Genomic DNA, 24,060 nt, shown 5'->3' on the forward strand with positions numbered 1-24,060 from the left:
GTGACGGCGCACTCGGTGGCCATCTCGGCGATCTCGAAGCGGATGTGCTGGAGCTTGGCCAGCGGCCGCCCGAACGCCTCGCGTTCCTTGACGTACTGAGTGGTGAGCTCCACAAGACGCTCCGCTCCGGCGATGGCGGCGACCGCGATCGTGATGCGCTCCTGGGCGAGGTTTGTCATCAAGTGCAGGAAGGCGCCGTTGTGTTGGCCGAGGAGGTTCCCCTTGGGGACGCGGACGTCGTGGAAGAACAGTTCGGCGGTGTCCTGCGACTTCTGCCCGATCTTGTCGAGGTTGCGGCCGCGCTCGAAGCCCTCCATTCCCCGCTCGACGACGAGCAGCGAGAGTCCGTGCGCGCCGCCCTCGGGGGTGGTGCGGGCGACGACGATCGCCAGGTCGGCGTTGATGCCGTTGGAGATGAAGGTCTTGGAGCCGTTGAGGATCCAGTGGTCGCCGTGGTCCTCGGCGGTGGTGCGAATGCCCTGGAGGTCGGAGCCGGCGCCCGGCTCGGTCATCGCGATGGCGGTGATCAGCTCGCCGGAGCAGAAGCCCGGCAGCCAGCGGCGCTTCTGCTCCTCGGTCGCCAGCGAGGTCAGGTAGGGGCCGATCATGTCGTTGTGCAGGCCGATGGCGAAGCCCGGGGTGTAGGCGCGGCCGAACTCCTCGGCGAGGACGGAGGCATACCGGTAGTCGAGGTTGCCGCCGCCCCCGTACTCCTCGTCGACGGCGAGACCGAGAAGGCCCTGACGGCCGGCGGCGAGCCATACGTCGCGGGAGACGATGCCGTCCTTCTCCCACTGCTCGTAGTGGGGGTGCACCTCCTTGTCCAGGAAGGTACGGACGACTCGGCGGAAGGCCTCGTGGTCCTCGGTGTAGATCTGACGCTTCATGGGGAGTGCTCCTGAACAGTCGGGATCAATGCGGGTGCAGCCCAGTCACGGGCGACTGCGGCGGTATCGCCGCCCGGCCGGGCGGGACCGGTGCGCACCCTGTGGGGTGTGGGAGAAGCGGGCGCGGTCTCCGGCAGCCCTCTGCGCTCGATGAAGGTGCCGCGGGCCGAGAGGCGCGTCCCCGCGAAGGGACCAGGCCCGGATCCACCACCATCGCTTCACAGAGCGGGCTGTCTCCCAGCGGCGCTCCGGCGTCTGTCGTAGCGCTGGGAGAGGACGGCAGCGCGTCACTCACCGCGAGACCGACGCGAGATAGCGGCCGGCTTCCTCGATCCCGCGGATGCTCTCGAACGACCCGCCGCCGTCGCAGGGGATCACCGCTCCGGAGATGTAGCCGGCAGCCGAGGACGACAGGAACATCGCCAGATCGGCGATCTCTTCCTTCGCGCCGAACCGGCCCAGCGGAACGGTCTTGATCGACCTGTCGCCATCCGGGTCATCTCCCGGCGACAGCCGCGCCAGACCCTCCGTGCCGGCGATCGGGCCTGGCGCGATCGCGTTCACGCGGATGCCCTTGCCGCCCCACTCCAGCGCCAGCACCCGGGTCAGCTGGTCCACACCCGCCTTCGCCGCGCAGACATGGGCCTGGTAGCGCACGGGGATCACCGCCTGAGGCGCGGTGATGTTGATGACCGAGGCACCCGGAGCGAGGTGCTCGAAGCCGGCTCGCATCACGTGGAACGTCCCGTTGAGGTCGATGTCCACGACCACCTTGAAGCCGTTCGACGACAGCTCGTTCGCCTCGGCCAGGAAGTTGCCGGCCGCCCCGGACACCAGGACGTCGACCGGCCCGAACTCCGAGCGCACAGCCCCGAAGACCTCTTCGACCGACCCCAGGTCCCGCACATCGGCCACGAACCCGCGCACAGGGTTCCCGTGTGCGTCGAGCTGCTTGACGGCCGCGTCGACGTTGGCCTGCTTCCGGCTGGCCACCGCCACCGCGGCGCCCCGCGCGGCGAACGCCTCGGCGATGGCCAGGTTGATGCCGGACGTGCCGCCGAACACCACCGCTGTCTTGCCACTGAAATCGAACTTGATGTCCATGCGCATTTCTCCCTTGGGTGCTCTGACGTCATCAGCCGCTCCGCTCACGGCGGCCGGGGTTACGTGACGGCAGCGTCAGGCAACCTGACAAAATAGTCAAGTGCGAGATTCGGCGTCGAGGCCGCACGAGAGTGGCCGCGTACGTGGTCGCCACGGGGTGAATCGGCGCTTTGGTGCATGGCTTCACGCTGGTATCGATTGCCTGGGATGCGTGAAGGAGTGGACTGCCCGAACGGCTGTCTCTCCTGTGACGCCTATCTCACTGACAAAAAAGTCAGAGAATGTTGATGGGCGGGGCGCGAACCGGGAAGTCGCTGGTGGGGCCCTGTGAAGGAGGGTGGGCAGGAGTCCCCGTACGGCTGCAGTGCCGCACGTCGCCCCGGCGGCCTCCCTTGCCCGATTGTGCAACGAGTTGCACAATCGCTGCCTGTCCCCGCCGAGAGCCTCTCTTCCGGTCACGTTCCGAGGGCTCACCGAAACCGCTCAAGGACCCGCTATGCCGTTGCCCCCTGCCCTCTCGCGGCCCCTCACCCTGCCCGTCGTGAGCTCGCCCCTGTTCATCGCCTCCGGCCCCGAACTGGTCATCGCCCAGTGCCAGGCCGGTGTGATCGGCTCGTTCCCGGCCCTGAACGCTCGGCCCGCGTCACTGCTTTCCGACTGGCTGGACCGCATCACCGAGGAGAACGCCGCATATGCGGCCGCGCACCCGCATGCGGTCGTCGCCCCGCTCGCGGTCAATCAGATCGTGCACCGGTCCAACGACCGCCTCGAGCGCGACATGGACGTGATCGTGAAGCACCAGGTGCCGATCGTCATCACCTCCCTGGGGGCCCGCCCCGAGATCAACGAGGCCGTGCACTCCTACGGAGGGACCGTTCTCCATGACGTGACCAGCAACGAGTTCGCCCGCAAGGCGATCGAGAAGGGTGCCGACGGCGTCATAGCCGTGGCGGCCGGTGCGGGAGGCCACGCCGGCACGCAGTCCCCCTTCGCCCTGGTCCAGGAGATCCGCGAATGGTTCGACGGCCCGCTGCTGATGTCCGGAGCCATCGCCCACGGACGGTCGATCCTGGCGGCCCTGGCCGCAGGCGCCGACCTCGCCTACATCGGGTCGGCGTTCCTGGCCACCGCCGAGGCGAACAACCCGCCGGCCTACAAGCAGATGATCGTCGACAGCGCCGCCAAGGACATCGTCTACAGCAACCTGTTCACCGGGATCCACGGCAACTACCTGCGCGGAAGCATCGCCGCCGCCGGTCTCGACCCCGACAACCTCCCCGAATCCGACCCATCCGCCATGGACTTCGGCTCCGGCGGCAACACCGAGGCCAGGGCATGGAAGGACATCTGGGGATCCGGCCAGGGCATCGGTGCCGTCAAGCAGCGCCTCACGGTCGCCGACCTCATCGCGACATTCAAGACGCAGTACGAGGCCGCCGTGCACGACCTCAGCACCAGGACGTCCCTCCACCCGGCCCCGCCGACGACCGCCTGAGCCTTTCTCCGCCCCGCCGACACCGCCTGAGGCTTCTCGGCCCCGCCCACGACCGCATGAGCCTTCTCCGCCCCGCCCGCGACTGCATGAGCCTTCTCCGCCCCACATGATCCGCCACCCGCCCAGGAACGGAACCGCCATGACGAACCCCCCTGTCGTCACCACCTCCACACAAGGCCATGTCCGGACGATCCGGTTCGACCGGCCGGCCCGGATGAACAGCCTGGACCTGAACACCAAGACGCAGCTCCTGGCCGCATTGCAGACAGCGGCCGACGACCCCGACGTCCGTGCCGTGGTCCTCACCGGAACCGGAAGGGCCTTCTGCGTCGGCCAGGACCTGGATGAAGCGCAGACCGCAGAGGGCCCCGACGCCATGGCCAACGCCGTACGCGAGCACTACAGCCCCCTCATTCGGACCCTGCTGACGACACCCAAACCCGTGATCGCGGCCGTCAACGGGGTCGCCGCCGGCGCAGGCATGGCGCTGGCACTCGCATGCGACTTCCGCATCGCCGCCGAGTCCGCGACGTTCACCACCGCCTTCGCCGGCATCGGCCTGTCCTGCGACACCGGGATCTCCTGGACCCTGCCCCGCATCGCCGGACGAGCAGCGGCACTCGACCTGCTGCTGCACCCCCGCCTCCTCGGCGCAGCGGAGGCGCTCGACCTGGGACTGCTCCACCAGGTCACCGCTGACGAGGACCTCCACGCCAAGGTCCACCGCAGCGCTGCCGCACTGGCCGCCGGCCCCACTCGCGCCTTCGCCGCCATCAAGGCAGCCGTGACCTTCGCGTCCGAATCGACACTCGACGCCGCACTGGAATACGAAGCGGCGCAGATCGCCCACACCGGGGCTTCCGAGGACTACCGCCTTGGCCTGAACGCCTTCCTCACCAAGCAGAAGCCGTCCTTCACGGGGCGTTGAGCTGCCCGCGACCCGCAGCTCCTGCCTCGGCTCTCGCCCGCGTCAGTCGGAAGCGGTACCCGCAGAGGCACGGGCGCGAGCGGCCCACCCTTCGTCGGGCGCTCCCTGCAACCCAATGGCCGACGCCCACAGTCGCGAAAGGTGATCGACGACCGTGTCCTCGTCGAACGGTTCCTCCATGGAGGACCGTGCGTGGGCGACCTGCTCGACCATCGACCCCAGCGCCAGCGCCGTCAGGCGTGGGTCCAGATCCGGATTCGCCAGGCCCGCGTCCTGCAGACGCCTCAGACCCTTCGTGGCACGACTGACGTAGAACTCGCGGATCTCAAGGACGATCTGCCGCAGGGCCTCGTCCGCGGCCGCCCCTTGCTCGACGAGCCGCAGCACCTTCGACGCTCTGTCCCAGGCGCGGAGGTAGAGGCGGTTCGACTCCATGAGCTTCGCGTAGGGATCGCCCACCACATCCGGTGACACCAGGCTCGAGGCCAGCATTTCGCCCGCGACCGACCGGACGACGTGATGCAGCAGGTCGTCGCGGGATTCGAAGTACGTGTAGAACGTCCCGTACGAGACGCCGGCCGCCTGCGCCACTGCTTCAGGACTGAAAGCGGACCAACCCTGCTGCTCCAGAACCTCCCGCCCGGCAAGGATCAGGCCGTCACGGGTACGCCGACCACGCGTCGTGGTCGGCGGCGTCGGGGCCGGCTTGGTCCTCTGTCGTCCCATGCTCCTATCATCGCACCCCTCCCGGAGGGGGCCTCAGCGCGCGGCGGCTCATACCCCACCGCCCTCACCGGCGCCCCTGGCCCTCCTCGGCTCCCTGCTGCCGAACCAGGAGCCCCGGGGCCACCGGTGCCGTCGGGGTGGCCGAGTCGCCCGGGCCCCACTGCCGGTGGGGCGGCGGAAGCGCGGCTCGATGCGCCGGCTTGACGTGTAGTGCTCGCTCCAGGCCCCGCACTGATGATGCGGTGCTCACCGTGCGGTCTCTTCGGTGCTCGTGGCCGTACCGCGTAGATCGCTGTCCCAGTCCCAGGCACCGACGTAGGCCGCCACTCCGGTCCGGCGGGCATCCATGAGGGCGGTGAGCCGGGCGAAGTCCCGTGCCGGCATCAGCGCCCGCCAGCCCTCCAGCGAGAGAACCCGCACGTCGTCGTGCTCCTCTGGGGCGAGTGTGATGCCGGCGATCTGCCGGTCGGTCAACCGCCCGCCGTCGAATACGAAGCCCGTGGTCGCCAGGGGCCATGCCGCGCCGGGCAGGCCGAAGACGGCCGCCAGCAGCCGCGGCGGCCCTGGCACCAGCAGCCCGGTCTCTTCCTCGGTCTCCCGCACCGCGGTTTCCCACGGCCGTTCGCCGGCCTCCGCCGTACCGCCGGGCAGCTGCCAGGGATGCTCGGTGCTGTAGACGGCATGAAGCTGCACGGGCCGGTCGTCCATGTCGGTGAAGAAGACGGCGCCGAACACGCTCGCTTTCGGCAGCGAGGCTGCGTACTCCTCGGGCGGGAGCCATCCCTCAGTCATGACGCGCCCCCCTCCCGGGCCTGCGGGAGCTTCGTCATCCGCATGAGTCCGGGATTGCTGGTGCAGCCGAACCCTTCGTACAGCGGCACGGCGTCTGCGCTTGCTTGCATTTCGTCGAGCGTCGCGCCCTCCCGCTGCAGGTGCTTCAGCAGCGCAGCCGAGGCGGCCCGGGCGTGGCCGCGGTGCCGGTGCGCGGGTTCGGTCGCCACGGCCGGTGGGCCTGCTGTGTGTGTCATGACGAGGTTCCTCCGGTGGGTGCCGTTGAGAAGGGGGACGGAGGTCACCGCGGCGACGGTGACCCGCAGCGGCGTGATCAAGGCGTCTGCCGGGGAACGGTGGCAAGCGCGGGGAGCGTCCATGCGAGCGCGTTCCTTCCGGTGCCGGAGGTGACGTACTGCGGGCCACCTCCATCGGGGAGTTCAACGGTGTAGGTGTCCGGACGACCGGCCCGATCCCAGCGGGCGTGAAGGTCTTCGAGTTCGGCCCAGACATCCCGGCGGCCGTGCACGCGAACGGTGCCGTCACCGGGCCCGGCGACCGCCCAGGAGTCCTCATCGGGAGCGACGATGGTCATCGTCTCTGCCTGGAAGTCCCGCACCAGGCTGCCGTTTCCGAGCACATAGGCGGCGGCGATCCAGAATCCGTACGCGTCGTCCGCCGGCGGAGCCAGCGCGGTCGGGCGCGATCGGCCGGGACGGGCCTTGATGCGGGTGCGGTGGTCCAGAGCGCTGAGCCACCGGTAGCCGAGCATGGGCCGGTACCCCCGCGGCGTGCCCTTCAGCACCGCCTTGATCTCGCCTGCCGGCGCGCGGGAGACGAGGAGTTGTCCCGGCCAGCTCGGCGTCCTGGTGGCGAGCGTGGTGAGTAGCCTCCCGCCCGGCGCGAGCTGCTGGATCCACGCGGGCGGGACGCAGGGGACGCCGATGCCGGAGTGGATCCGGTCGAAGAGCCGTTCAGCCGGGAGCCCGTCAAGGGCGTCGCCCGCGACGACCTTCGCGCCAAGGCCGAGGTCGTCCAAGTTCTGCTGGGCGAATGCGGCCATGCGCTCATCGCGCTCCACACCGGCGGCGTGCCCAGGGCCGGTGACGGCGGCGGCGAGCGCAAGGGAGACGCCTGGACCTGGTCCGAGTTCGAGGAACGACTGCCCGGGCTCGAGTCGCAGGGTCTGCAGAGCTCCGATGGTGGCCGGAGTGTAGGTGGACATGGACGACATGTGGCCTCCGGAGACCGGGCCGCGGCAGAGGACATCGAGAGGCTCGCCGTCGCGCTGCAGCAGGATCGACTCGTCGCTGTGGATCAGCTCGAGCCACTCCGCCCGGTCTTCGGGATGGGCGCCCTGGAGGAGCCGCCATTCGATGGGTTCCGCGCCCGGGCCGCTGACCCGGACGTAGGCGTGAGGGAGAAGCACCTCGCGGCGCACGCGGAGCAGCGCGGAACGGAGCCGGCGGTCGGTCAGGACGCCATCGGACACGAGGCGATCGACCATCGCGGCCCGCTTGGCGTGCGTTGCGGCGTTCAGACCAGCAGACACGGGGTTCCTCCTTCACGGACGAGGGATCTGGGGCGGGTGGGCAGGGTGGCTGGGCGGCGGACAGAGGCTCAGCTGCCAGAAGGCGGGCGACGGAGTCGTAGCGCTGGCGGCCGCGTTTGCCGCGTGAATGGGTGGCCTTTCCAGGGGGTGAGGATCTGGGTTCTGCGAGGTTCAACGACCGGACCGGGTTCGTCGAACACATGTGTTTCGGACGCCGTGCGAACCCCGTGGCAGTGCGCAAGCGCGTTGGTGTCGGGTGCACCGACCCTTGCGGCACGAGGGCGGCGGCTTGGAGTGGATGTGGCCGAAACGCCCACGTGCCACATGCTGCCTCCGCCGTGGCCTCGTGGCGCTGCTGTGCTTGCGCTCGCAGGCGAGGGGGGCGTGACCACGGCGGTGAGCCGATGGGGGAGAGGTGCGATGGTGCGAGGTCCTAGCTGCCCCGCACTCCTGTCGTTCATCTGACCCGTCTGCTGGTGCTCAGCGAGCAGAGCACTGCATCGATGTGGGCAGGGGACGCGGCGCACCGGGCCGCCCGGTAGGGGCCCCGACACGCCTGCTCGAATGCGGAGGATCGCCGGCCCGGTCGGCGAGGATCACATTGCGGCCACCGCCCCGCGTTTCGGACAAGAGGGCTGCCCGTGGTGGTGACGCCAGGCTTCGGCAGGCGGCGCTGCCCGGGGCGAAGTCCGCTCCCGACGTCGGCCGGACGAGTCCGTTCCCTTTCCCAAGCTCGTCGGAGTCACGATGACCCCACCCTCGGACTCACCTCGCCCACGCCGCTTCGGGGCGTCGATTCTGCCGGTGCTGCTTCTCGTCGCGGTCCTGATCGTGGTGGCGGTGTCCGTGGGGTCGTGGCTGCAGTTCACCGAGCGGCAGATGATCGACACGGTCCACACGGTCGGATCCGGAGCCGCGGACCGGGTGGACGTGGAGGCCACCGTCCAACACGTCGACGCCGCGGCCAGAGAGCTGGTACTGCGAGTCCGGGTCACCCCGCGCGGGGCTCTCGGCGAGGAGGAGGGGACCGCCCCTGTGGCCGATCTCAGCCTCCAGACCTCCGCGGCAACCCTCAGCGACCTGGCGTTCAAGGCGCACGAGCGCCTCACGACGAAGGACGTGCAGGTCGCGATCACGGGTGGATCGATCAGCGACTACCCCTTCGACACCTACGAGACCGACGTCGAGTTCTGGGCACAGCTGGGCGGCAAGCAGGTGCCGGTGCGGTTGATGTTCTCCAACAACGACACGCTCTTCTCGATCTCCGCGACACCCACCCCCAACCCGGAAGAGGCCGTCTTGGGGCTGGGGCTGTCCCGATCGGGCAGCCTGTTCGTCTTCGCGGTCCTCATGATGGTCGTGATGTGGGCGCTGGCGGGTTCCGTGCTCATCGCGACCTGGTACCTGACGACCCGCAGCGAGGGCCTGGTCTGGCCGGCCCTCGCTTGGATGGCCGCCACCCTGTTCGCCCTCTCCGCATTCCGTAACACCGCCCCCGGCACACCCCCGATCGGGTGCGTGCTGGACTGGTTCGCCTTTCTGTGGGCCGAGACGATCATTGCGCTCTGCCTGATCGTCGTGGTCATCACGAGCGTCCGCACCGCCCTCCGCCGCGACAACGCTCACCGCACCTAGGGCCTGTCCTCTTTGACTTCACGTTGATCGGGCCACGTGCGAGGGTCATGGCCGTGTGGAAGCACTGCACCGTGCACGACCAGGCATCTGGTGAGAAACGATGGGCGCTCCCAAATGTCCTTAGCAGGAGGAGAGAGGCGAGTCATGGATCACTTGGCAGCAGTGTTGGCGATGTTGGGTGAGCCGCGTAGGGCCCACGAAGACTCCGCGGCGGCGTGGGAGCGTCTCGAAGCAGATTGCGACGTGGAGCTCCCGGACGACTTCAAGAGAATCGTGGAGGCGTACGCCCCGGTGGAGGTGAACCGACACTTGGTCCTCCTTCACCCCTCGGAAGACCTCGGGATGTGGATCGGCAAGACCAATGAGGCCTTTCAGGGCACGGCCTGGGACGAAGATGTGGCGTGTCCCGGGTTCGAGGAAACAGGTCCTCAGTTCGGCGGGAGGATGGGGTTGGTGCCCCTTGCCACCACCGACAGGGGTGACTATGTGTTCGCAGCGCGGAACGAGAAGGCATGCGGCTGGCGGATGCTCACCTGCGACGGCGACGAGCAGGACTTCTATGAGTACCGGATGGGGTTCGCGGAGTGGCTGCACGGTTGGTTGACCGGCGGTGACATGGTCGGACCGGACAGCGCTGTGTTCTACCCCGGCCCCCTCCGGCTGGAACGCTGGGCACGGACCGCGGGCGAGCCTTCTCTCGTCTGGGAGGGAACCGCGCGGTAAGCCGCATGAGAGCAAAGGGCCGGCAGTCCTGGTGGAGTGCGGGCCCCTCACCCACTGCATGGACCGGGCCTCGGCGCCGGCCTTGCGGCGTGAGAACGAAAGTTCACCTGGCCGGGGGCGGCCATGCACGGCCGCACTCGTCGTGCTGCCTGTTGGAAGGGACGAAACAGATGGCGGCCGGGGGCTTGCCCCGGTAAGTTGGCGATCTTCGGATGGCGCGAGCTTCCGGAGTCCCCAAAGGCGAACGCCCGTGACGAACCTCGATCAGCCCCGTGTACGACGTCGCCTCGATGCGGCACTGGAGAGCCTGGCCTTCACCTTCCGCGGGATGACCGCTCACCCCGACGAGTCCAACTGCGAGTGTCACTGGGGCAGCGCGGAAGAACTCGCGCAGCTGAAGGTGGCGGACGTGGAGCTGGACCTCGATCTCCTGCGGCGGACATGGCAGCCCAGTGACTGGAGCGATCACGCATCTGTGCTGCGCCGGATCCTGCCCCAGCTGTCCTCGGCCCTCGTCAGCGGCCTCGTCGAGTCCGTCTTCGGCCTGGAGGATGTCGGCCGTTGCTTCGCTCGCGGCCACTGGCAGCAGTGGCCTGCCGGGCAGGCGGCCGCAGTGGAGGAGTTCCTGCAGGCGTGGTGGGTGTACACGCTCACCGATTCGACCCCCACCGTGCCTGCGTATGACGTCCTCGTCCTGTTGGCCGAGGCGACGGGCACACTGAGTCCGTGGCTCAGCACCTGGGAAGCGCTCAAGGACCCTGTGGCCGACCGGCACCTGGCTGCAGCGGCAGGGCACTGGGAGTACGACCTGCTCGGTGACCAACTTCCCTGGCACGCTTGGGAGAACGAGGAGGAGATGCGTGTCGACCTCACTGCCTGGCTCGTCCGCCACGCGTCTGACCGGCTGCGTACCTACGGTGCATCCGAGGATCTGCTTCACCGGATACGGCTGCTCGGCGTCACCGGACCAGACCGCTGGACGGACCCGCACTGGCCCGGCCACCGCTACTGATCCACCGAACTACACGGCTCTCCTGCCCGGTCTGCCAAGGCAGGCCGGGCCAAGCCGGCCGAGCATGAGATCTGTGGCAAAGCCGTTCCCCGAGCCGCTGTGGGCACAGCGGCAACTGTCACGGAGACACGTCACTCCGTCAGGCTCATGCGACGCGCGGGTGGTTGCCACATGAACCCATCCGCGATCTGCGCGCCGAATGGTGTCATCCGCCGTGCGTCACCGATGTCGCTCCAGTGCTGGCTAAGGAAGTGTTCCGAGTCGCCCCTCGTCTGAACACGTCGCAGATCAAGTCGTAGACACGGTCGGCCGCTACCCGACACCAGGACGCCGGATTCGGTGTTCTGAAGATCACGGGCCACTCTTCGTTACCAGACAGTTGCGCTGTTGATGACGGGTCGTGGCCGCTCGCTCATGGAGTGCGGAGGCGGTGCCGAGGATCGTGTCCCGTCGCGGGGTGTAGGCCGTGAGCGTCGCTGCGGGAGATCCGATACAGCACGCACCGGCGCAGCGGGCCCTCGGGCACGCTTGGATCCTCGAAGTTGTCGGCAGGATCGTGGGTCATACCGATCCGGCGCATCACTGCCTGGGAACGAAGGTTGTTGACGGTCGTCGACGCGATCACTTCCGGCAGTCCGAGGGCCTCGAAGCCGAAAGCCAGGCAGGCCAGGGCGGCCTCGGTGGCGTAACCGTGACCCCACGCCGAACGCATCAGCCGCCAGCCGACGTCCACCCCCGGGAACGGCATGTCCTTGCCTACCTCGTCCAAGCCTGCACGGCCGACGAACTCACCGGTCTGGCGTGATTCGAGCGCCCACCACCCGAAACCTCGCTTGTCGAAATCGGCCTGCATGTCTGCCACCACGGCATCGCTTTGCTCCCGCGTCAGCAGTTCCCCCAAGTGTTCTCGGACCTCGGGATCGGCGTTCATGGCCGCCCACGGTTCGAGATCGGACTCCCGCCACCGGCGGAGCAGTAGACGATCGGTACGCAGCTCTGACATGCCACACAGCCAAGCCGATCAGGATCAGGGTGTCGATCGGTTATGTCCGAGCCCCGGGGTGCTCACCCATACCCGCTGTGCTGATCCTCGCTGGCCGCACCCCCGCCGCGAGAGGGCGCCTCTCGGCGGCGGTGGAGAGCCAAGGTGAGCAGGTCTGGGGAGTGAGTCCCTGGGCACGCGGTGGGGACATCCAAGGCGTCCCATCAGCGCCGCCTCGACCGGGCACAGCTCATGTCAGGTGGTCGGCAGGTGGGGCCGTGCGTGGTGACGAGTGAGTGGGCGGTGGCTGATCTGGCGAACCATCCTGTCGGCGCAGGCTGTCGATGCGGGCGAGCACTTCGTCCACGAGCGGGCGCACCTGGGCCTTGAGTTCGGGACTCCAGGTCTCTTCCTCGTAGTGGCAGTTGCGGTACAGGTACCTGGCATGCTCCAGGGCCGGACGGTGCTCCTGGGGGAGATGGGCGAGAGCCCAGTCCGCCGCGGCGTCCTTCGGCTCGATCTTGCCCGTGCCGAGGGTGGTCCAGATGCGGGCAAGGGTCAGCAGGACGTTACGGGTGTCGTCGGCGAGGTCGTCGAGGAGTTCGGGAATGCCTGCGACGCTGGCTTGGGCAAGGTTGGCATGCGGCACAGGGGCGAGGAGTTGGGCGGGAGGGGGGCCGGTGAGGGGACGGTCGCCTGCCAGCACCATGGTCAGCGCAATGGCCAGATCCGGCATGGGGGAGGGCGGTGGGGGCCCGCTTTCCTGCAGTTCTTCACGGAGCCACTCCCCGTACAAGAGGTCTCCGATCGGCGGGAACCGCCAGGGGCGGACCTCGGACTGGACGACGACGGTGAGTTCGACCGGCCTGACGGTGGCCGTGAGGCCGGAGATCTCCAGCAAGCCCTCAACAAGTGCCCGCCGTTTCCGCACGTCGAGGCTCTTCCGTGTGACGGCCAGGACGTCGAGGTCGCTGGCCGGTCTCAGGCCTCCGAGCACGGCTGAGCCGTGCAGGTATGTGCCAAGCAGCTCCTGCGCCAGGACGCCGCGGATGAGCTTGACGGTCTGTTCAAGTTGATCCATTGCCTCAGTGTGGAGCGCAGCCGCAGGCGGCACACTTGCGATTGGACAGGCACGCACATCGCATCTACCCCTAGGGCCTGTTGGGAACGTCGCGGCTGTTGACGCGCTCGCCGATTTGTGGGCGGACCTTCGGGCGTCGAAGAATGGGTCCATGTCTGAGGTTCCTGATGTCGCGACGGCCTGGTGCGGGCTCCTGGAACGCAGGCCGGGCATGCGGGGAGCCACGCACGACTCCCTGCCCGCCGTCGTCGAGGCCGCGCACGCCGAGCCGCTGTTGCGCAGCCTCTACCCATTCCCCACTCATGGGACTCTGCGCTTCCTGCGCAGCGCCCCGCCGTCGCTTGAACCCGGCCAGGACGACCTTCCCTCCATCTCGTACGGAGGACCGCCGTACAAGGTCTACGCGTCCGGCTACGCTGACCTGCTCGGCGAGGTCGCGACGCCGGCGGAAGCCGCCGCTCTCGTGGTGAGACACCTGCCGGGAAACGTGGTTGCGGAGAGCGGCGAGTCACACGGCGAGACCCTCCGTTCCGGGTGACCGAGGCGGAGGCTCGTAGTCGCTCGTTGATCTCTGCGACCAGCACCGTGGCTTCAGCGCGGACGGGAGTCCGTCGTACCTCTTGAGGCGGTTGAGTCCGCCCTTGACGGCATGGCGTTGGTGAGAGTCCACCTTGTCGAACTCCGGCGGCCTGCCGGCACGGAAGCCGAGGTTGACCCGGTTGCCGCGCCGATCGGCAGGGATGATGAGTGTCTGCGTCCCGACGCCGGGTACGTCGGTCGTGGCCCGTGGGCGCGAACGGCTCCGCTGCATGGTGGGAGCGAACGGTGGTACCCGCCGTTGGGCGGAACGTTCAGGGTGGGACCGGGGTCGCTACGATCATCTGATGGCAGGCGGCGAAGAGGGCAGGGACCGGGCATGAGTTTCTTCAATGGAGTCGAGGACCTCGAACTGTTCCTTTCGCGCAGCCGAATGATGACCGTTATGTCGGTACCGGTCTGTGTGGGCGTGATGGTGTTCTTCCTCAGGGAGGAAGGCTGGCGCTTCAGCCTGCTTCTGTGCTGCGTGCTTCCATTGCTCGCCGCCTACCTGGGGATTCGCGGCAAGCGGGAGATCCGCGGAGGGATGGCCGCAGCGGGACTCGCGCTCGCCGTCGCCACACTGCCGCTGGCCCTCGTCCTGGCATGGCTCGAAGGAGCGTAGTCGGGCGTACGGCGCGCCCCTGCGATTGAAGAGACCGCCTCGACTTGTCGGCCACGTCAAGGCCCGCACGAGAGGGTTCGTGACCACCAAGTACGCCGGGTGTACCCAGCCTTCCTCCTTGGCGAGGAGCCCAGGTCCGTTCTCACGGTTCAGATGGCGCAAGAGCCTGCCGAATGATGCCCATCGATGGCCCGAGGAGCAGCTGAGAGTGTCAGCCGATCCGACGGAGTGGGAGCTGTCCGGGCGATCACGCTGTGGTGACGTGTCAAGGGCTACTGTCGCAGGTCATCAGTAGGATTCGCGGACATGGGAGCGAGTAGATGGTCGTACTTCACGCCTTTCCAGCACAGTGAACAGGACGCATTGAACGATCTTCGCGAGACGGCCTTCGCTCAGGAGGTCGAGTACTACCGGGAAGCAGGAATCGAGACGCTGGCAGCGCTGATGGCGAGCGGTTGGCTGGAGGAGGAGCCGGCGCATTCCGTGCTGGACGTCGAGCGTGTGGTCCGTTGCGAGGAACACATGGAGGAACCTGGTGACGTGAGGGTGGTCGAAGCGGCGGAAGTAGTCGCACTGTTCGGCACGGTGCAGCCCGGACGGGAGGTCGTCGAGCAAGCCCTGAAGCGGGTCGGAGACGGCTGGTTCCCTCCGTTCGACCGCGGCTCCGGCTGCTGCACGATCGTTTACGAAGACGAGGGACGCCCGGCGGAACTGTGCTTCTGGGGCTCCACCGGAGACTGATCAGGGCCACACGGCCAGGGCTAGCATGGCGTTCTGGTCGATCATGTGCGGAGCCAGATGACGAGGGCTGCGGCAGTCGCGGTCCCGAGAAAGACGTAGCCGCGCTTGTCGTAGCGGGTGGCCACCGCTCTGGCGTGCTTGAGCCGGTTGATCGCCCGTTCGACGGTGTTGCGCTTCTTGTAGCGGTCTTCGTCGAAGCCGGGTGGCCGTCCGCCGCGTGACCCTTTGCGCAGGCGGGCTGTCTGGCTGTCGGTCTTCTCCGGAATCGTGTGCCGAATGCCCCGGCGTCGCAGATACTCGCGGCACGGGCCGTTGCTGTAAGCCCTGTCCGCCGCGAGGCTGTCGGGCTTGTTGCGCGGCCTGCCCGGCCCGATCCGCGGGACGCGAATCTTCTCCAGCACAGGCTTGAACTGCGTGCAGTCCGCCCGCTGTCCGGGTGTGACGATCAGGGACAGGGGGCGGCAGCGGCCGTGCGCGCTCAGGTGGAGTTTGCTGGTGAACCCGCCGCGCGAGCGGCCCAGGCCCTCGCCTCCTGCACCACCTCCACCAGGCGGGCGACGAGGCTCTGCCACGGCGTTTCGCTCTGGTGCTCTACCGCTGCGTCCCCCTTTGAGGCGGGAGCCGGCGGTGGTTCGGCGCGAGCGCCAGCGGCATGCTGATGCGCCCGCACGATGGTGGAGTCGACCGAGATGTCCCAGTCGATTTCCCCGGCCGCGTCGACCTCGGCTTGGACCTGCTGGAGCAGGTGTTCCCAGGTTCCGTCGGCTGACCACAGGCGGTGGCGTTCATAGACCGTCTTCCACGGGCCGAACCGTTCGGGCAGGTCACGCCACTGCACCCCGGTCCGCACCCGGTGCAGAATCCCGTCGATCACCTGCCGGTGATCCCGCCACCTGCCACAACGCCCGTTGCTGACTGGCAGGAACGGGCGAAGCCGTTCCCATTCGGCATCCGTCAGATCGCCCCGACCCATGTCCCCGTCAACGACATGACCGCAGAGTAGTCACATGATCGGCCGGACAAGTCCTAGGCCGTCTCCTCCGGCTCTTGCCGGGCCACCTACGCCCGGTACCACGGCATACGTCCTGGCTGGCAGAGCAGATCGGTCAGAGCGTGGTTCGAGCCATGGAGGAGGGTCTACGAACGCCACCGCCTGTGGTCAGCCGACGGAACCTGGGAACACCTGCTCCAGCAGGTCCAAGCCGAGGTCGACGCGGCCGGGGAAATCGACTGGGACATCTCGGTCGACTCCACCATCGTGCGGGCGCATCAGCATGCCGCTGGCGCTCGCGCCGAACCACCGCCGGCTCCCGCCTCAAAGGGGGACGCAGCGGTAGAGCACCAGAGCGAAACGCCGTGGCAGAGCCTCGTCGCCCGCCTGGTGGAGGTGGTGCAGGAGGCGAGGGCCTGGGCCGCTCGCGCGGCGGGTTCACCAGCAAACTCCACCTGAGCGCGCACGGCCGCTGCCGCCCCCTGTCCCTGATCGTCACACCCGGACAGCGGGCGGACTGCACGCAGTTCAAGCCTGTGCTGGAGAAGATTCGCGTCCCGCGGATCGGGCCGGGCAGGCCGCGCAACAAGCCCGACAGCCTCGCGGCGGACAGGGCTTACAGCAACGGCCCGTGCCGCGAGTATCTGCGACGCCGGGGCATTCGGCACACGATTCCGGAGAAGACCGACAGCCAGACAGCCCGCCTGCGCAAAGGGTCACGCGGCGGACGGCCACCCGGCTTCGACGAAGACCGCTACAAGAAGCGCAACACCGTCGAACGGGCGATCAACCGGCTCAAGCACGCCAGAGCGGTGGCCACCCGCTACGACAAGCGCGGCTACGTCTTTCTCGGGACCGCGACTGCCGCAGCCCTCGTCATCTGGCTCCGCACATGATCGACCAGAACGCCATGCTAGCCCTGGCCGTGTGGCCCTGATCAGTCTCCGGTGGAGCCCCAGAAGCACAGTTCCGCCGGGCGTCCCTCGTCTTCGTAAACGATCGTGCAGCAGCCGGAGCCGCGGTCGAACGGAGGGAACCAGCCGTCTCCGACCCGCTTCAGGGCTTGCTCGACGACCTCCCGTCCGGGCTGCACCGTGCCGAACAGTGCGACTACTTCCGCCGCTTCGACCACCCTCACGTCACCAGGTTCCTCCATGTGTTCCTCGCAACGGACCACACGCTCGACGTCCAGCACGGAATGCGCCGGCTCCTCCTCCAGCCAACCGCTCGCCATCAGCGCTGCCAGCGTCTCGATTCCTGCTTCCCGGTAGTACTCGACCTCCTGAGCGAAGGCCGTCTCGCGAAGATCGTTCAATGCGTCCTGTTCACTGTGCTGGAAAGGCGTGAAGTACGACCATCTACTCGCTCCCATGTCCGCGAATCCTACTGATGACCTGCGACAGTAGCCCTTGACACGTCACCACAGCGTGATCGCCCGGACAGCTCCCACTCCGTCGGATCGGCTGACACTCTCAGCTGCTCCTCGGGCCATCGATGGGCATCATTCGGCAGGCTCTTGCGCCATCTGAACCGTGAGAACGGACCTGGGCTCCTCGCCAAGGAGGAAGGCTGGGTACACCCGGCGTACTTGGTGGTCACGAACCCTCTCGTGCGGGCCTTGACGTGGCCGACAAGTCGAGGCGGTCTCTTCAATCGCAGGGGCGCGCCGTACGCCCGACTACGCTCCTTCGAGCCATGCCAGGACGAGGGCCAGCGGCAGTGTGGCGACGGCGAGCGCGAGTCCCGCTGCGGCCATCCCTCCGCGGATCTCCCGCTTGCCGCGAATCCCCAGGTAGGCGGCGAGCAATGGAAGCACGCAGCACAGAAGCAGGCTGAAGCGCCAGCCTTCCTCCCTGAGGAAGAACACCATCACGCCCACACAGACCGGTACCGACATAACGGTCATCATTCGGCTGCGCGAAAGGAACAGTTCGAGGTCCTCGACTCCATTGAAGAAACTCATGCCCGGTCCCTGCCCTCTTCGCCGCCTGCCATCAGATGATCGTAGCGACCCCGGTCCCACCCTGAACGTTCCGCCCAACGGCGGGTACCACCGTTCGCTCCCACCATGCAGCGGAGCCGTTCGCGCCCACGGGCCACGACCGACGTACCCGGCGTCGGGACGCAGACACTCATCATCCCTGCCGATCGGCGCGGCAACCGGGTCAACCTCGGCTTCCGTGCCGGCAGGCCGCCGGAGTTCGACAAGGTGGACTCTCACCAACGCCATGCCGTCAAGGGCGGACTCAACCGCCTCAAGAGGTACGACGGACTCCCGTCCGCGCTGAAGCCACGGTGCTGGTCGCAGAGATCAACGAGCGACTACGAGCCTCCGCCTCGGTCACCCGGAACGGAGGGTCTCGCCGTGTGACTCGCCGCTCTCCGCAACCACGTTTCCCGGCAGGTGTCTCACCACGAGAGCGGCGGCTTCCGCCGGCGTCGCGACCTCGCCGAGCAGGTCAGCGTAGCCGGACGCGTAGACCTTGTACGGCGGTCCTCCGTACGAGATGGAGGGAAGGTCGTCCTGGCCGGGTTCAAGCGACGGCGGGGCGCTGCGCAGGAAGCGCAGAGTCCCATGAGTGGGGAATGGGTAGAGGCTGCGCAACAGCGGCTCGGCGTGCGCGGCCTCGACGACGGCGGGCAGGGAGTCGTGCGTGGCTCCCCGCATGCCCGGCCTGCGTTCCAGGAGCCCGCACCAGGCCGTCGCGACATCAGGAACCTCAGACATGGACCCATTCTTCGACGCCCGAAGGTCCGCCCACAAATCGGCGAGCGCGTCAACAGCCGCGACGTTCCCAACAGGCCCTAGGGGTAGATGCGATGTGCGTGCCTGTCCAATCGCAAGTGTGCCGCCTGCGGCTGCGCTCCACACTGAGGCAATGGATCAACTTGAACAGACCGTCAAGCTCATCCGCGGCGTCCTGGCGCAGGAGCTGCTTGGCACATACCTGCACGGCTCAGCCGTGCTCGGAGGCCTGAGACCGGCCAGCGACCTCGACGTCCTGGCCGTCACACGGAAGAGCCTCGACGTGCGGAAACGGCGGGCACTTGTTGAGGGCTTGCTGGAGATCTCCGGCCTCACGGCCACCGTCAGGCCGGTCGAACTCACCGTCGTCGTCCAGTCCGAGGTCCGCCCCTGGCGGTTCCCGCCGATCGGAGACCTCTTGTACGGGGAGTGGCTCCGTGAAGAACTGCAGGAAAGCGGGCCCCCACCGCCCTCCCCCATGCCGGATCTGGCCATTGCGCTGACCATGGTGCTGGCAGGCGACCGTCCCCTCACCGGCCCCCCTCCCGCCCAACTCCTCGCCCCTGTGCCGCATGCCAACCTTGCCCAAGCCAGCGTCGCAGGCATTCCCGAACTCCTCGACGACCTCGCCGACGACACCCGTAACGTCCTGCTGACCCTTGCCCGCATCTGGACCACCCTCGGCACGGGCAAGATCGAGCCGAAGGACGCCGCGGCGGACTGGGCTCTCGCCCATCTCCCCCAGGAGCACCGTCCGGCCCTGGAGCATGCCAGGTACCTGTACCGCAACTGCCACTACGAGGAAGAGACCTGGAGTCCCGAACTCAAGGCCCAGGTGCGCCCGCTCGTGGACGAAGTGCTCGCCCGCATCGACAGCCTGCGCCGACAGGATGGTTCGCCAGATCAGCCACCGCCCACTCACTCGTCACCACGCACGGCCCCACCTGCCGACCACCTGACATGAGCTGTGCCCGGTCGAGGCGGCGCTGATGGGACGCCTTGGATGTCCCCACCGCGTGCCCAGGGACTCACTCCCCAGACCTGCTCACCTTGGCTCTCCACCGCCGCCGAGAGGCGCCCTCTCGCGGCGGGGGTGCGGCCAGCGAGGATCAGCACAGCGGGTATGGGTGAGCACCCCGGGGCTCGGACATAACCGATCGACACCCTGATCCTGATCGGCTTGGCTGTGTGGCATGTCAGAGCTGCGTACCGATCGTCTACTGCTCCGCCGGTGGCGGGAGTCCGATCTCGAACCGTGGGCGGCCATGAACGCCGATCCCGAGGTCCGAGAACACTTGGGGGAACTGCTGACGCGGGAGCAAAGCGATGCCGTGGTGGCAGACATGCAGGCCGATTTCGACAAGCGAGGTTTCGGGTGGTGGGCGCTCGAATCACGCCAGACCGGTGAGTTCGTCGGCCGTGCAGGCTTGGACGAGGTAGGCAAGGACATGCCGTTCCCGGGGGTGGACGTCGGCTGGCGGCTGATGCGTTCGGCGTGGGGTCACGGTTACGCCACCGAGGCCGCCCTGGCCTGCCTGGCTTTCGGCTTCGAGGCCCTCGGACTGCCGGAAGTGATCGCGTCGACGACCGTCAACAACCTTCGTTCCCAGGCAGTGATGCGCCGGATCGGTATGACCCACGATCCTGCCGACAACTTCGAGGATCCAAGCGTGCCCGAGGGCCCGCTGCGCCGGTGCGTGCTGTATCGGATCTCCCGCAGCGACGCTCACGGCCTACACCCCGCGACGGGACACGATCCTCGGCACCGCCTCCGCACTCCATGAGCGAGCGGCCACGACCCGTCATCAACAGCGCAACTGTCTGGTAACGAAGAGTGGCCCGTGATCTTCAGAACACCGAATCCGGCGTCCTGGTGTCGGGTAGCGGCCGACCGTGTCTACGACTTGATCTGCGACGTGTTCAGACGAGGGGCGACTCGGAACACTTCCTTAGCCAGCACTGGAGCGACATCGGTGACGCACGGCGGATGACACCATTCGGCGCGCAGATCGCGGATGGGTTCATGTGGCAACCACCCGCGCGTCGCATGAGCCTGACGGAGTGACGTGTCTCCGTGACAGTTGCCGCTGTGCCCACAGCGGCTCGGGGAACGGCTTTGCCACAGATCTCATGCTCGGCCGGCTTGGCCCGGCCTGCCTTGGCAGACCGGGCAGGAGAGCCGTGTAGTTCGGTGGATCAGTAGCGGTGGCCGGGCCAGTGCGGGTCCGTCCAGCGGTCTGGTCCGGTGACGCCGAGCAGCCGTATCCGGTGAAGCAGATCCTCGGATGCACCGTAGGTACGCAGCCGGTCAGACGCGTGGCGGACGAGCCAGGCAGTGAGGTCGACACGCATCTCCTCCTCGTTCTCCCAAGCGTGCCAGGGAAGTTGGTCACCGAGCAGGTCGTACTCCCAGTGCCCTGCCGCTGCAGCCAGGTGCCGGTCGGCCACAGGGTCCTTGAGCGCTTCCCAGGTGCTGAGCCACGGACTCAGTGTGCCCGTCGCCTCGGCCAACAGGACGAGGACGTCATACGCAGGCACGGTGGGGGTCGAATCGGTGAGCGTGTACACCCACCACGCCTGCAGGAACTCCTCCACTGCGGCCGCCTGCCCGGCAGGCCACTGCTGCCAGTGGCCGCGAGCGAAGCAACGGCCGACATCCTCCAGGCCGAAGACGGACTCGACGAGGCCGCTGACGAGGGCCGAGGACAGCTGGGGCAGGATCCGGCGCAGCACAGATGCGTGATCGCTCCAGTCACTGGGCTGCCATGTCCGCCGCAGGAGATCGAGGTCCAGCTCCACGTCCGCCACCTTCAGCTGCGCGAGTTCTTCCGCGCTGCCCCAGTGACACTCGCAGTTGGACTCGTCGGGGTGAGCGGTCATCCCGCGGAAGGTGAAGGCCAGGCTCTCCAGTGCCGCATCGAGGCGACGTCGTACACGGGGCTGATCGAGGTTCGTCACGGGCGTTCGCCTTTGGGGACTCCGGAAGCTCGCGCCATCCGAAGATCGCCAACTTACCGGGGCAAGCCCCCGGCCGCCATCTGTTTCGTCCCTTCCAACAGGCAGCACGACGAGTGCGGCCGTGCATGGCCGCCCCCGGCCAGGTGAACTTTCGTTCTCACGCCGCAAGGCCGGCGCCGAGGCCCGGTCCATGCAGTGGGTGAGGGGCCCGCACTCCACCAGGACTGCCGGCCCTTTGCTCTCATGCGGCTTACCGCGCGGTTCCCTCCCAGACGAGAGAAGGCTCGCCCGCGGTCCGTGCCCAGCGTTCCAGCCGGAGGGGGCCGGGGTAGAACACAGCGCTGTCCGGTCCGACCATGTCACCGCCGGTCAACCAACCGTGCAGCCACTCCGCGAACCCCATCCGGTACTCATAGAAGTCCTGCTCGTCGCCGTCGCAGGTGAGCATCCGCCAGCCGCATGCCTTCTCGTTCCGCGCTGCGAACACATAGTCACCCCTGTCGGTGGTGGCAAGGGGCACCAACCCCATCCTCCCGCCGAACTGAGGACCTGTTTCCTCGAACCCGGGACACGCCACATCTTCGTCCCAGGCCGTGCCCTGAAAGGCCTCATTGGTCTTGCCGATCCACATCCCGAGGTCTTCCGAGGGGTGAAGGAGGACCAAGTGTCGGTTCACCTCCACCGGGGCGTACGCCTCCACGATTCTCTTGAAGTCGTCCGGGAGCTCCACGTCGCAATCTGCTTCGAGACGCTCCCACGCCGCCGCGGAGTCTTCGTGGGCCCTACGCGGCTCACCCAACATCGCCAACACTGCTGCCAAGTGATCCATGACTCGCCTCTCTCCTCCTGCTAAGGACATTTGGGAGCGCCCATCGTTTCTCACCAGATGCCTGGTCGTGCACGGTGCAGTGCTTCCACACGGCCATGACCCTCGCACGTGGCCCGATCAACGTGAAGTCAAAGAGGACAGGCCCTAGGTGCGGTGAGCGTTGTCGCGGCGGAGGGCGGTGCGGACGCTCGTGATGACCACGACGATCAGGCAGAGCGCAATGATCGTCTCGGCCCACAGAAAGGCGAACCAGTCCAGCACGCACCCGATCGGGGGTGTGCCGGGGGCGGTGTTACGGAATGCGGAGAGGGCGAACAGGGTGGCGGCCATCCAAGCGAGGGCCGGCCAGACCAGGCCCTCGCTGCGGGTCGTCAGGTACCAGGTCGCGATGAGCACGGAACCCGCCAGCGCCCACATCACGACCATCATGAGGACCGCGAAGACGAACAGGCTGCCCGATCGGGACAGCCCCAGCCCCAAGACGGCCTCTTCCGGGTTGGGGGTGGGTGTCGCGGAGATCGAGAAGAGCGTGTCGTTGTTGGAGAACATCAACCGCACCGGCACCTGCTTGCCGCCCAGCTGTGCCCAGAACTCGACGTCGGTCTCGTAGGTGTCGAAGGGGTAGTCGCTGATCGATCCACCCGTGATCGCGACCTGCACGTCCTTCGTCGTGAGGCGCTCGTGCGCCTTGAACGCCAGGTCGCTGAGGGTTGCCGCGGAGGTCTGGAGGCTGAGATCGGCCACAGGGGCGGTCCCCTCCTCCTCGCCGAGAGCCCCGCGCGGGGTGACCCGGACTCGCAGTACCAGCTCTCTGGCCGCGGCGTCGACGTGTTGGACGGTGGCCTCCACGTCCACCCGGTCCGCGGCTCCGGATCCGACCGTGTGGACCGTGTCGATCATCTGCCGCTCGGTGAACTGCAGCCACGACCCCACGGACACCGCCACCACGATCAGGACCGCGACGAGAAGCAGCACCGGCAGAATCGACGCCCCGAAGCGGCGTGGGCGAGGTGAGTCCGAGGGTGGGGTCATCGTGACTCCGACGAGCTTGGGAAAGGGAACGGACTCGTCCGGCCGACGTCGGGAGCGGACTTCGCCCCGGGCAGCGCCGCCTGCCGAAGCCTGGCGTCACCACCACGGGCAGCCCTCTTGTCCGAAACGCGGGGCGGTGGCCGCAATGTGATCCTCGCCGACCGGGCCGGCGATCCTCCGCATTCGAGCAGGCGTGTCGGGGCCCCTACCGGGCGGCCCGGTGCGCCGCGTCCCCTGCCCACATCGATGCAGTGCTCTGCTCGCTGAGCACCAGCAGACGGGTCAGATGAACGACAGGAGTGCGGGGCAGCTAGGACCTCGCACCATCGCACCTCTCCCCCATCGGCTCACCGCCGTGGTCACGCCCCCCTCGCCTGCGAGCGCAAGCACAGCAGCGCCACGAGGCCACGGCGGAGGCAGCATGTGGCACGTGGGCGTTTCGGCCACATCCACTCCAAGCCGCCGCCCTCGTGCCGCAAGGGTCGGTGCACCCGACACCAACGCGCTTGCGCACTGCCACGGGGTTCGCACGGCGTCCGAAACACATGTGTTCGACGAACCCGGTCCGGTCGTTGAACCTCGCAGAACCCAGATCCTCACCCCCTGGAAAGGCCACCCATTCACGCGGCAAACGCGGCCGCCAGCGCTACGACTCCGTCGCCCGCC

Annotated in this window: 25 protein-coding genes and 1 pseudogene; 11 read left to right on the top strand and 15 right to left on the bottom strand. The window is 67.8% G+C overall.

The features are described from left to right. Both ACFQ7Q_RS29385 and ACFQ7Q_RS29390 read right to left on the bottom strand, forming a co-directional pair. The coding region (locus ACFQ7Q_RS29385; RefSeq protein ID WP_383560265.1) for an acyl-CoA dehydrogenase family protein at positions 1-887 on the bottom strand (887 nt) is incomplete at its 3' end. 291 nt (positions 888-1,178) lie between these two features. Beyond that, a complete protein-coding gene (locus ACFQ7Q_RS29390) occupies positions 1,179-1,997 on the bottom strand; it encodes an SDR family oxidoreductase (protein ID WP_383560266.1) in 819 nt (272 codons plus the stop codon). 535 nt (positions 1,998-2,532) lie between these two features. Here ACFQ7Q_RS29390 and ACFQ7Q_RS29395 point away from each other — a divergent pair. Continuing rightward, positions 2,533-3,486, top strand: a complete 954-nt coding sequence (locus tag ACFQ7Q_RS29395; protein WP_383560267.1) for an NAD(P)H-dependent flavin oxidoreductase — start codon at positions 2,533-2,535, stop codon at positions 3,484-3,486. A 139-nt stretch (positions 3,487-3,625) separates the two neighbouring features. Beyond that, positions 3,626-4,414, top strand: a complete 789-nt coding sequence (locus tag ACFQ7Q_RS29400; protein ID WP_383560268.1) for an enoyl-CoA hydratase/isomerase family protein — start codon at positions 3,626-3,628, stop codon at positions 4,412-4,414. Between the two features lie 42 nt (positions 4,415-4,456). On the opposite strand, the gene ACFQ7Q_RS29405 is transcribed toward ACFQ7Q_RS29400, so the two are convergent. The 4 genes from ACFQ7Q_RS29405 to ACFQ7Q_RS29420 form a co-directional block, all read right to left on the bottom strand. Further along, a complete protein-coding gene (locus ACFQ7Q_RS29405) occupies positions 4,457-5,140 on the bottom strand; it encodes a TetR/AcrR family transcriptional regulator (protein ID WP_383560270.1) in 684 nt (227 codons plus the stop codon). Between the two features lie 246 nt (positions 5,141-5,386). Beyond that, positions 5,387-5,932 carry an NUDIX domain-containing protein gene (locus ACFQ7Q_RS29410; protein WP_383560272.1) on the bottom strand — a complete coding sequence of 182 codons (546 nt, stop codon included), beginning with the start codon at positions 5,930-5,932 and terminating at the stop codon, positions 5,387-5,389. Beyond that, entirely contained in the window at positions 5,929-6,168 is a 240-nt protein-coding gene (locus ACFQ7Q_RS29415; protein ID WP_383560274.1) for a GNAT family N-acetyltransferase, read from the bottom strand. Before ACFQ7Q_RS29415 ends, ACFQ7Q_RS29410 begins: the two co-directional genes overlap by 4 nt. A gap of 77 nt (positions 6,169-6,245) precedes the next feature. Further along, entirely contained in the window at positions 6,246-7,463 is a 1,218-nt protein-coding gene (locus ACFQ7Q_RS29420) for a protein-L-isoaspartate O-methyltransferase (protein ID WP_383560275.1), read from the bottom strand. Positions 7,464-8,261: 798 nt separating this feature from the next. Here ACFQ7Q_RS29420 and ACFQ7Q_RS29425 point away from each other — a divergent pair. The 3 genes from ACFQ7Q_RS29425 (at position 8,262) to ACFQ7Q_RS29435 (ending at position 10,833) form a co-directional block, all read left to right on the top strand. After that, positions 8,262-9,098, top strand: a complete 837-nt coding sequence (locus tag ACFQ7Q_RS29425; protein WP_383560286.1) for a DUF4436 family protein — start codon at positions 8,262-8,264, stop codon at positions 9,096-9,098. Positions 9,099-9,242: 144 nt separating this feature from the next. Beyond that, positions 9,243-9,821, top strand: coding sequence for an SMI1/KNR4 family protein (locus tag ACFQ7Q_RS29430; protein ID WP_383560277.1), 579 nt, complete (start codon positions 9,243-9,245; stop codon positions 9,819-9,821). A 328-nt stretch (positions 9,822-10,149) separates the two neighbouring features. Next, on the top strand, positions 10,150-10,833 hold the full coding sequence (locus ACFQ7Q_RS29435) for a hypothetical protein (protein WP_383560288.1): 684 nt from the start codon (positions 10,150-10,152) through the stop codon (positions 10,831-10,833). 412 nt (positions 10,834-11,245) lie between these two features. Here ACFQ7Q_RS29435 and ACFQ7Q_RS29440 read toward each other — a convergent pair whose 3' ends face one another. Further along, a complete protein-coding gene (locus ACFQ7Q_RS29440) occupies positions 11,246-11,836 on the bottom strand; it encodes a GNAT family N-acetyltransferase (protein WP_383560279.1) in 591 nt (196 codons plus the stop codon). Positions 11,837-12,065: 229 nt separating this feature from the next. Beyond that, positions 12,066-12,929, bottom strand: coding sequence for an aminoglycoside adenylyltransferase family protein (locus ACFQ7Q_RS29445; RefSeq protein ID WP_383560280.1), 864 nt, complete (start codon positions 12,927-12,929; stop codon positions 12,066-12,068). Between the two features lie 118 nt (positions 12,930-13,047). On the opposite strand from ACFQ7Q_RS29445, the gene ACFQ7Q_RS29450 reads away from it, so the two are divergent. The 3 genes from ACFQ7Q_RS29450 (at position 13,048) to ACFQ7Q_RS29460 (ending at position 14,838) form a co-directional block, all read left to right on the top strand. Beyond that, positions 13,048-13,434: a DUF6193 family natural product biosynthesis protein gene (locus tag ACFQ7Q_RS29450; protein ID WP_383560281.1), complete on the top strand. Its 387-nt coding sequence runs from the start codon at positions 13,048-13,050 to the stop codon at positions 13,432-13,434. A 378-nt stretch (positions 13,435-13,812) separates the two neighbouring features. Then, positions 13,813-14,097, top strand: coding sequence for a hypothetical protein (locus tag ACFQ7Q_RS29455; protein ID WP_383560282.1), 285 nt, complete (start codon positions 13,813-13,815; stop codon positions 14,095-14,097). A 306-nt stretch (positions 14,098-14,403) separates the two neighbouring features. Beyond that, positions 14,404-14,838 (top strand): hypothetical protein, encoded by a 435-nt coding sequence (locus ACFQ7Q_RS29460; protein WP_055639265.1) that lies wholly within the window; start codon positions 14,404-14,406, stop codon positions 14,836-14,838. A gap of 41 nt (positions 14,839-14,879) precedes the next feature. On the opposite strand, the gene ACFQ7Q_RS29465 is transcribed toward ACFQ7Q_RS29460, so the two are convergent. Continuing rightward, positions 14,880-15,811 (bottom strand): IS5 family transposase gene (locus ACFQ7Q_RS29465; protein WP_383560284.1). Its coding sequence is split into 2 segments (ribosomal slippage): positions 14,880-15,476 and positions 15,479-15,811, totalling 930 coding nucleotides; the frame shifts between segments, so codons are not numbered across the junction. 57 nt (positions 15,812-15,868) lie between these two features. On the opposite strand from ACFQ7Q_RS29465, the pseudogene ACFQ7Q_RS29470 reads away from it, so the two are divergent. Continuing rightward, a pseudogene (locus ACFQ7Q_RS29470) lies at positions 15,869-16,725 on the top strand (IS5 family transposase); the annotation flags it as partial. A 41-nt stretch (positions 16,726-16,766) separates the two neighbouring features. Here ACFQ7Q_RS29470 and ACFQ7Q_RS29475 read toward each other — a convergent pair. The 3 genes from ACFQ7Q_RS29475 to ACFQ7Q_RS29485 all read right to left on the bottom strand — a co-directional run bounded on the left by ACFQ7Q_RS29475 (position 16,767) and on the right by ACFQ7Q_RS29485 (position 18,557). Next, entirely contained in the window at positions 16,767-17,201 is a 435-nt protein-coding gene (locus ACFQ7Q_RS29475; protein WP_055639265.1) for a hypothetical protein, read from the bottom strand. A 306-nt stretch (positions 17,202-17,507) separates the two neighbouring features. Beyond that, positions 17,508-17,792 (bottom strand): hypothetical protein, encoded by a 285-nt coding sequence (locus ACFQ7Q_RS29480; RefSeq protein WP_383560282.1) that lies wholly within the window; start codon positions 17,790-17,792, stop codon positions 17,508-17,510. 378 nt (positions 17,793-18,170) lie between these two features. Beyond that, the gene (locus ACFQ7Q_RS29485) at positions 18,171-18,557 is read right to left on the bottom strand and encodes a DUF6193 family natural product biosynthesis protein (protein ID WP_383560281.1); all 387 of its coding nucleotides are present in this window, start codon (positions 18,555-18,557) and stop codon (positions 18,171-18,173) included. A 118-nt stretch (positions 18,558-18,675) separates the two neighbouring features. Between ACFQ7Q_RS29485 and ACFQ7Q_RS29490 the strand changes: the two genes are divergently transcribed. Together ACFQ7Q_RS29490 and ACFQ7Q_RS29495 are read left to right on the top strand one after the other, a co-directional pair. Then, positions 18,676-19,539 (top strand): aminoglycoside adenylyltransferase family protein, encoded by an 864-nt coding sequence (locus tag ACFQ7Q_RS29490; RefSeq protein WP_383560280.1) that lies wholly within the window; start codon positions 18,676-18,678, stop codon positions 19,537-19,539. A 229-nt stretch (positions 19,540-19,768) separates the two neighbouring features. Continuing rightward, positions 19,769-20,359, top strand: coding sequence for a GNAT family N-acetyltransferase (locus ACFQ7Q_RS29495; protein WP_383560279.1), 591 nt, complete (start codon positions 19,769-19,771; stop codon positions 20,357-20,359). Positions 20,360-20,771: 412 nt separating this feature from the next. Here the strand turns inward: ACFQ7Q_RS29495 and ACFQ7Q_RS29500 are convergent, their stop codons facing one another. The 3 genes from ACFQ7Q_RS29500 to ACFQ7Q_RS29510 all read right to left on the bottom strand — a co-directional run bounded on the left by ACFQ7Q_RS29500 (position 20,772) and on the right by ACFQ7Q_RS29510 (position 23,343). Then, positions 20,772-21,455, bottom strand: a complete 684-nt coding sequence (locus ACFQ7Q_RS29500) for a hypothetical protein (protein ID WP_383560288.1) — start codon at positions 21,453-21,455, stop codon at positions 20,772-20,774. Positions 21,456-21,783: 328 nt separating this feature from the next. Next, on the bottom strand, positions 21,784-22,362 hold the full coding sequence (locus tag ACFQ7Q_RS29505; protein ID WP_383560277.1) for an SMI1/KNR4 family protein: 579 nt from the start codon (positions 22,360-22,362) through the stop codon (positions 21,784-21,786). Between the two features lie 144 nt (positions 22,363-22,506). Next, positions 22,507-23,343 carry a DUF4436 family protein gene (locus tag ACFQ7Q_RS29510; RefSeq protein ID WP_383560286.1) on the bottom strand — a complete coding sequence of 279 codons (837 nt, stop codon included), beginning with the start codon at positions 23,341-23,343 and terminating at the stop codon, positions 22,507-22,509. Positions 23,344-24,060: the final 717 nt, after the last annotated feature.

Origin of the sequence: Streptomyces sp. NPDC056527 (assembly GCF_042794475.1) — a bacterium.
Taxonomy (GTDB): Bacteria; Actinomycetota; Actinomycetes; order Streptomycetales; family Streptomycetaceae; genus Streptomyces.

Bases quoted from the DNA above. Each gene is read 5' to 3' on its own strand.
- ACFQ7Q_RS29400 (WP_383560268.1), top strand. From the start codon at position 3,626: ATGACGAACCCCCCTGTCGTCACCACCTCCACACAAGGCCATGTCCGG.
- ACFQ7Q_RS29495 (WP_383560279.1), top strand. From the start codon at position 19,769: ATGTCAGAGCTGCGTACCGATCGTCTACTGCTCCGCCGGTGGCGGGAG.
- ACFQ7Q_RS29450 (WP_383560281.1), top strand. From the start codon at position 13,048: ATGTCTGAGGTTCCTGATGTCGCGACGGCCTGGTGCGGGCTCCTGGAA.
- ACFQ7Q_RS29410 (WP_383560272.1), bottom strand. From the start codon at position 5,932: ATGACTGAGGGATGGCTCCCGCCCGAGGAGTACGCAGCCTCGCTGCCG.
- ACFQ7Q_RS29485 (WP_383560281.1), bottom strand. From the start codon at position 18,557: ATGTCTGAGGTTCCTGATGTCGCGACGGCCTGGTGCGGGCTCCTGGAA.
- ACFQ7Q_RS29415 (WP_383560274.1), bottom strand. From the start codon at position 6,168: ATGACACACACAGCAGGCCCACCGGCCGTGGCGACCGAACCCGCGCAC.
- ACFQ7Q_RS29460 (WP_055639265.1), top strand. From the start codon at position 14,404: ATGGGAGCGAGTAGATGGTCGTACTTCACGCCTTTCCAGCACAGTGAA.
- ACFQ7Q_RS29435 (WP_383560288.1), top strand. From the start codon at position 10,150: ATGACCGCTCACCCCGACGAGTCCAACTGCGAGTGTCACTGGGGCAGC.
- ACFQ7Q_RS29475 (WP_055639265.1), bottom strand. From the start codon at position 17,201: ATGGGAGCGAGTAGATGGTCGTACTTCACGCCTTTCCAGCACAGTGAA.
- ACFQ7Q_RS29505 (WP_383560277.1), bottom strand. From the start codon at position 22,362: ATGGATCACTTGGCAGCAGTGTTGGCGATGTTGGGTGAGCCGCGTAGG.
- ACFQ7Q_RS29480 (WP_383560282.1), bottom strand. From the start codon at position 17,792: ATGAGTTTCTTCAATGGAGTCGAGGACCTCGAACTGTTCCTTTCGCGC.
- ACFQ7Q_RS29430 (WP_383560277.1), top strand. From the start codon at position 9,243: ATGGATCACTTGGCAGCAGTGTTGGCGATGTTGGGTGAGCCGCGTAGG.
- ACFQ7Q_RS29455 (WP_383560282.1), top strand. From the start codon at position 13,813: ATGAGTTTCTTCAATGGAGTCGAGGACCTCGAACTGTTCCTTTCGCGC.
- ACFQ7Q_RS29500 (WP_383560288.1), bottom strand. From the start codon at position 21,455: ATGACCGCTCACCCCGACGAGTCCAACTGCGAGTGTCACTGGGGCAGC.
- ACFQ7Q_RS29390 (WP_383560266.1), bottom strand. From the start codon at position 1,997: ATGCGCATGGACATCAAGTTCGATTTCAGTGGCAAGACAGCGGTGGTG.
- ACFQ7Q_RS29440 (WP_383560279.1), bottom strand. From the start codon at position 11,836: ATGTCAGAGCTGCGTACCGATCGTCTACTGCTCCGCCGGTGGCGGGAG.
- ACFQ7Q_RS29405 (WP_383560270.1), bottom strand. From the start codon at position 5,140: ATGGGACGACAGAGGACCAAGCCGGCCCCGACGCCGCCGACCACGACG.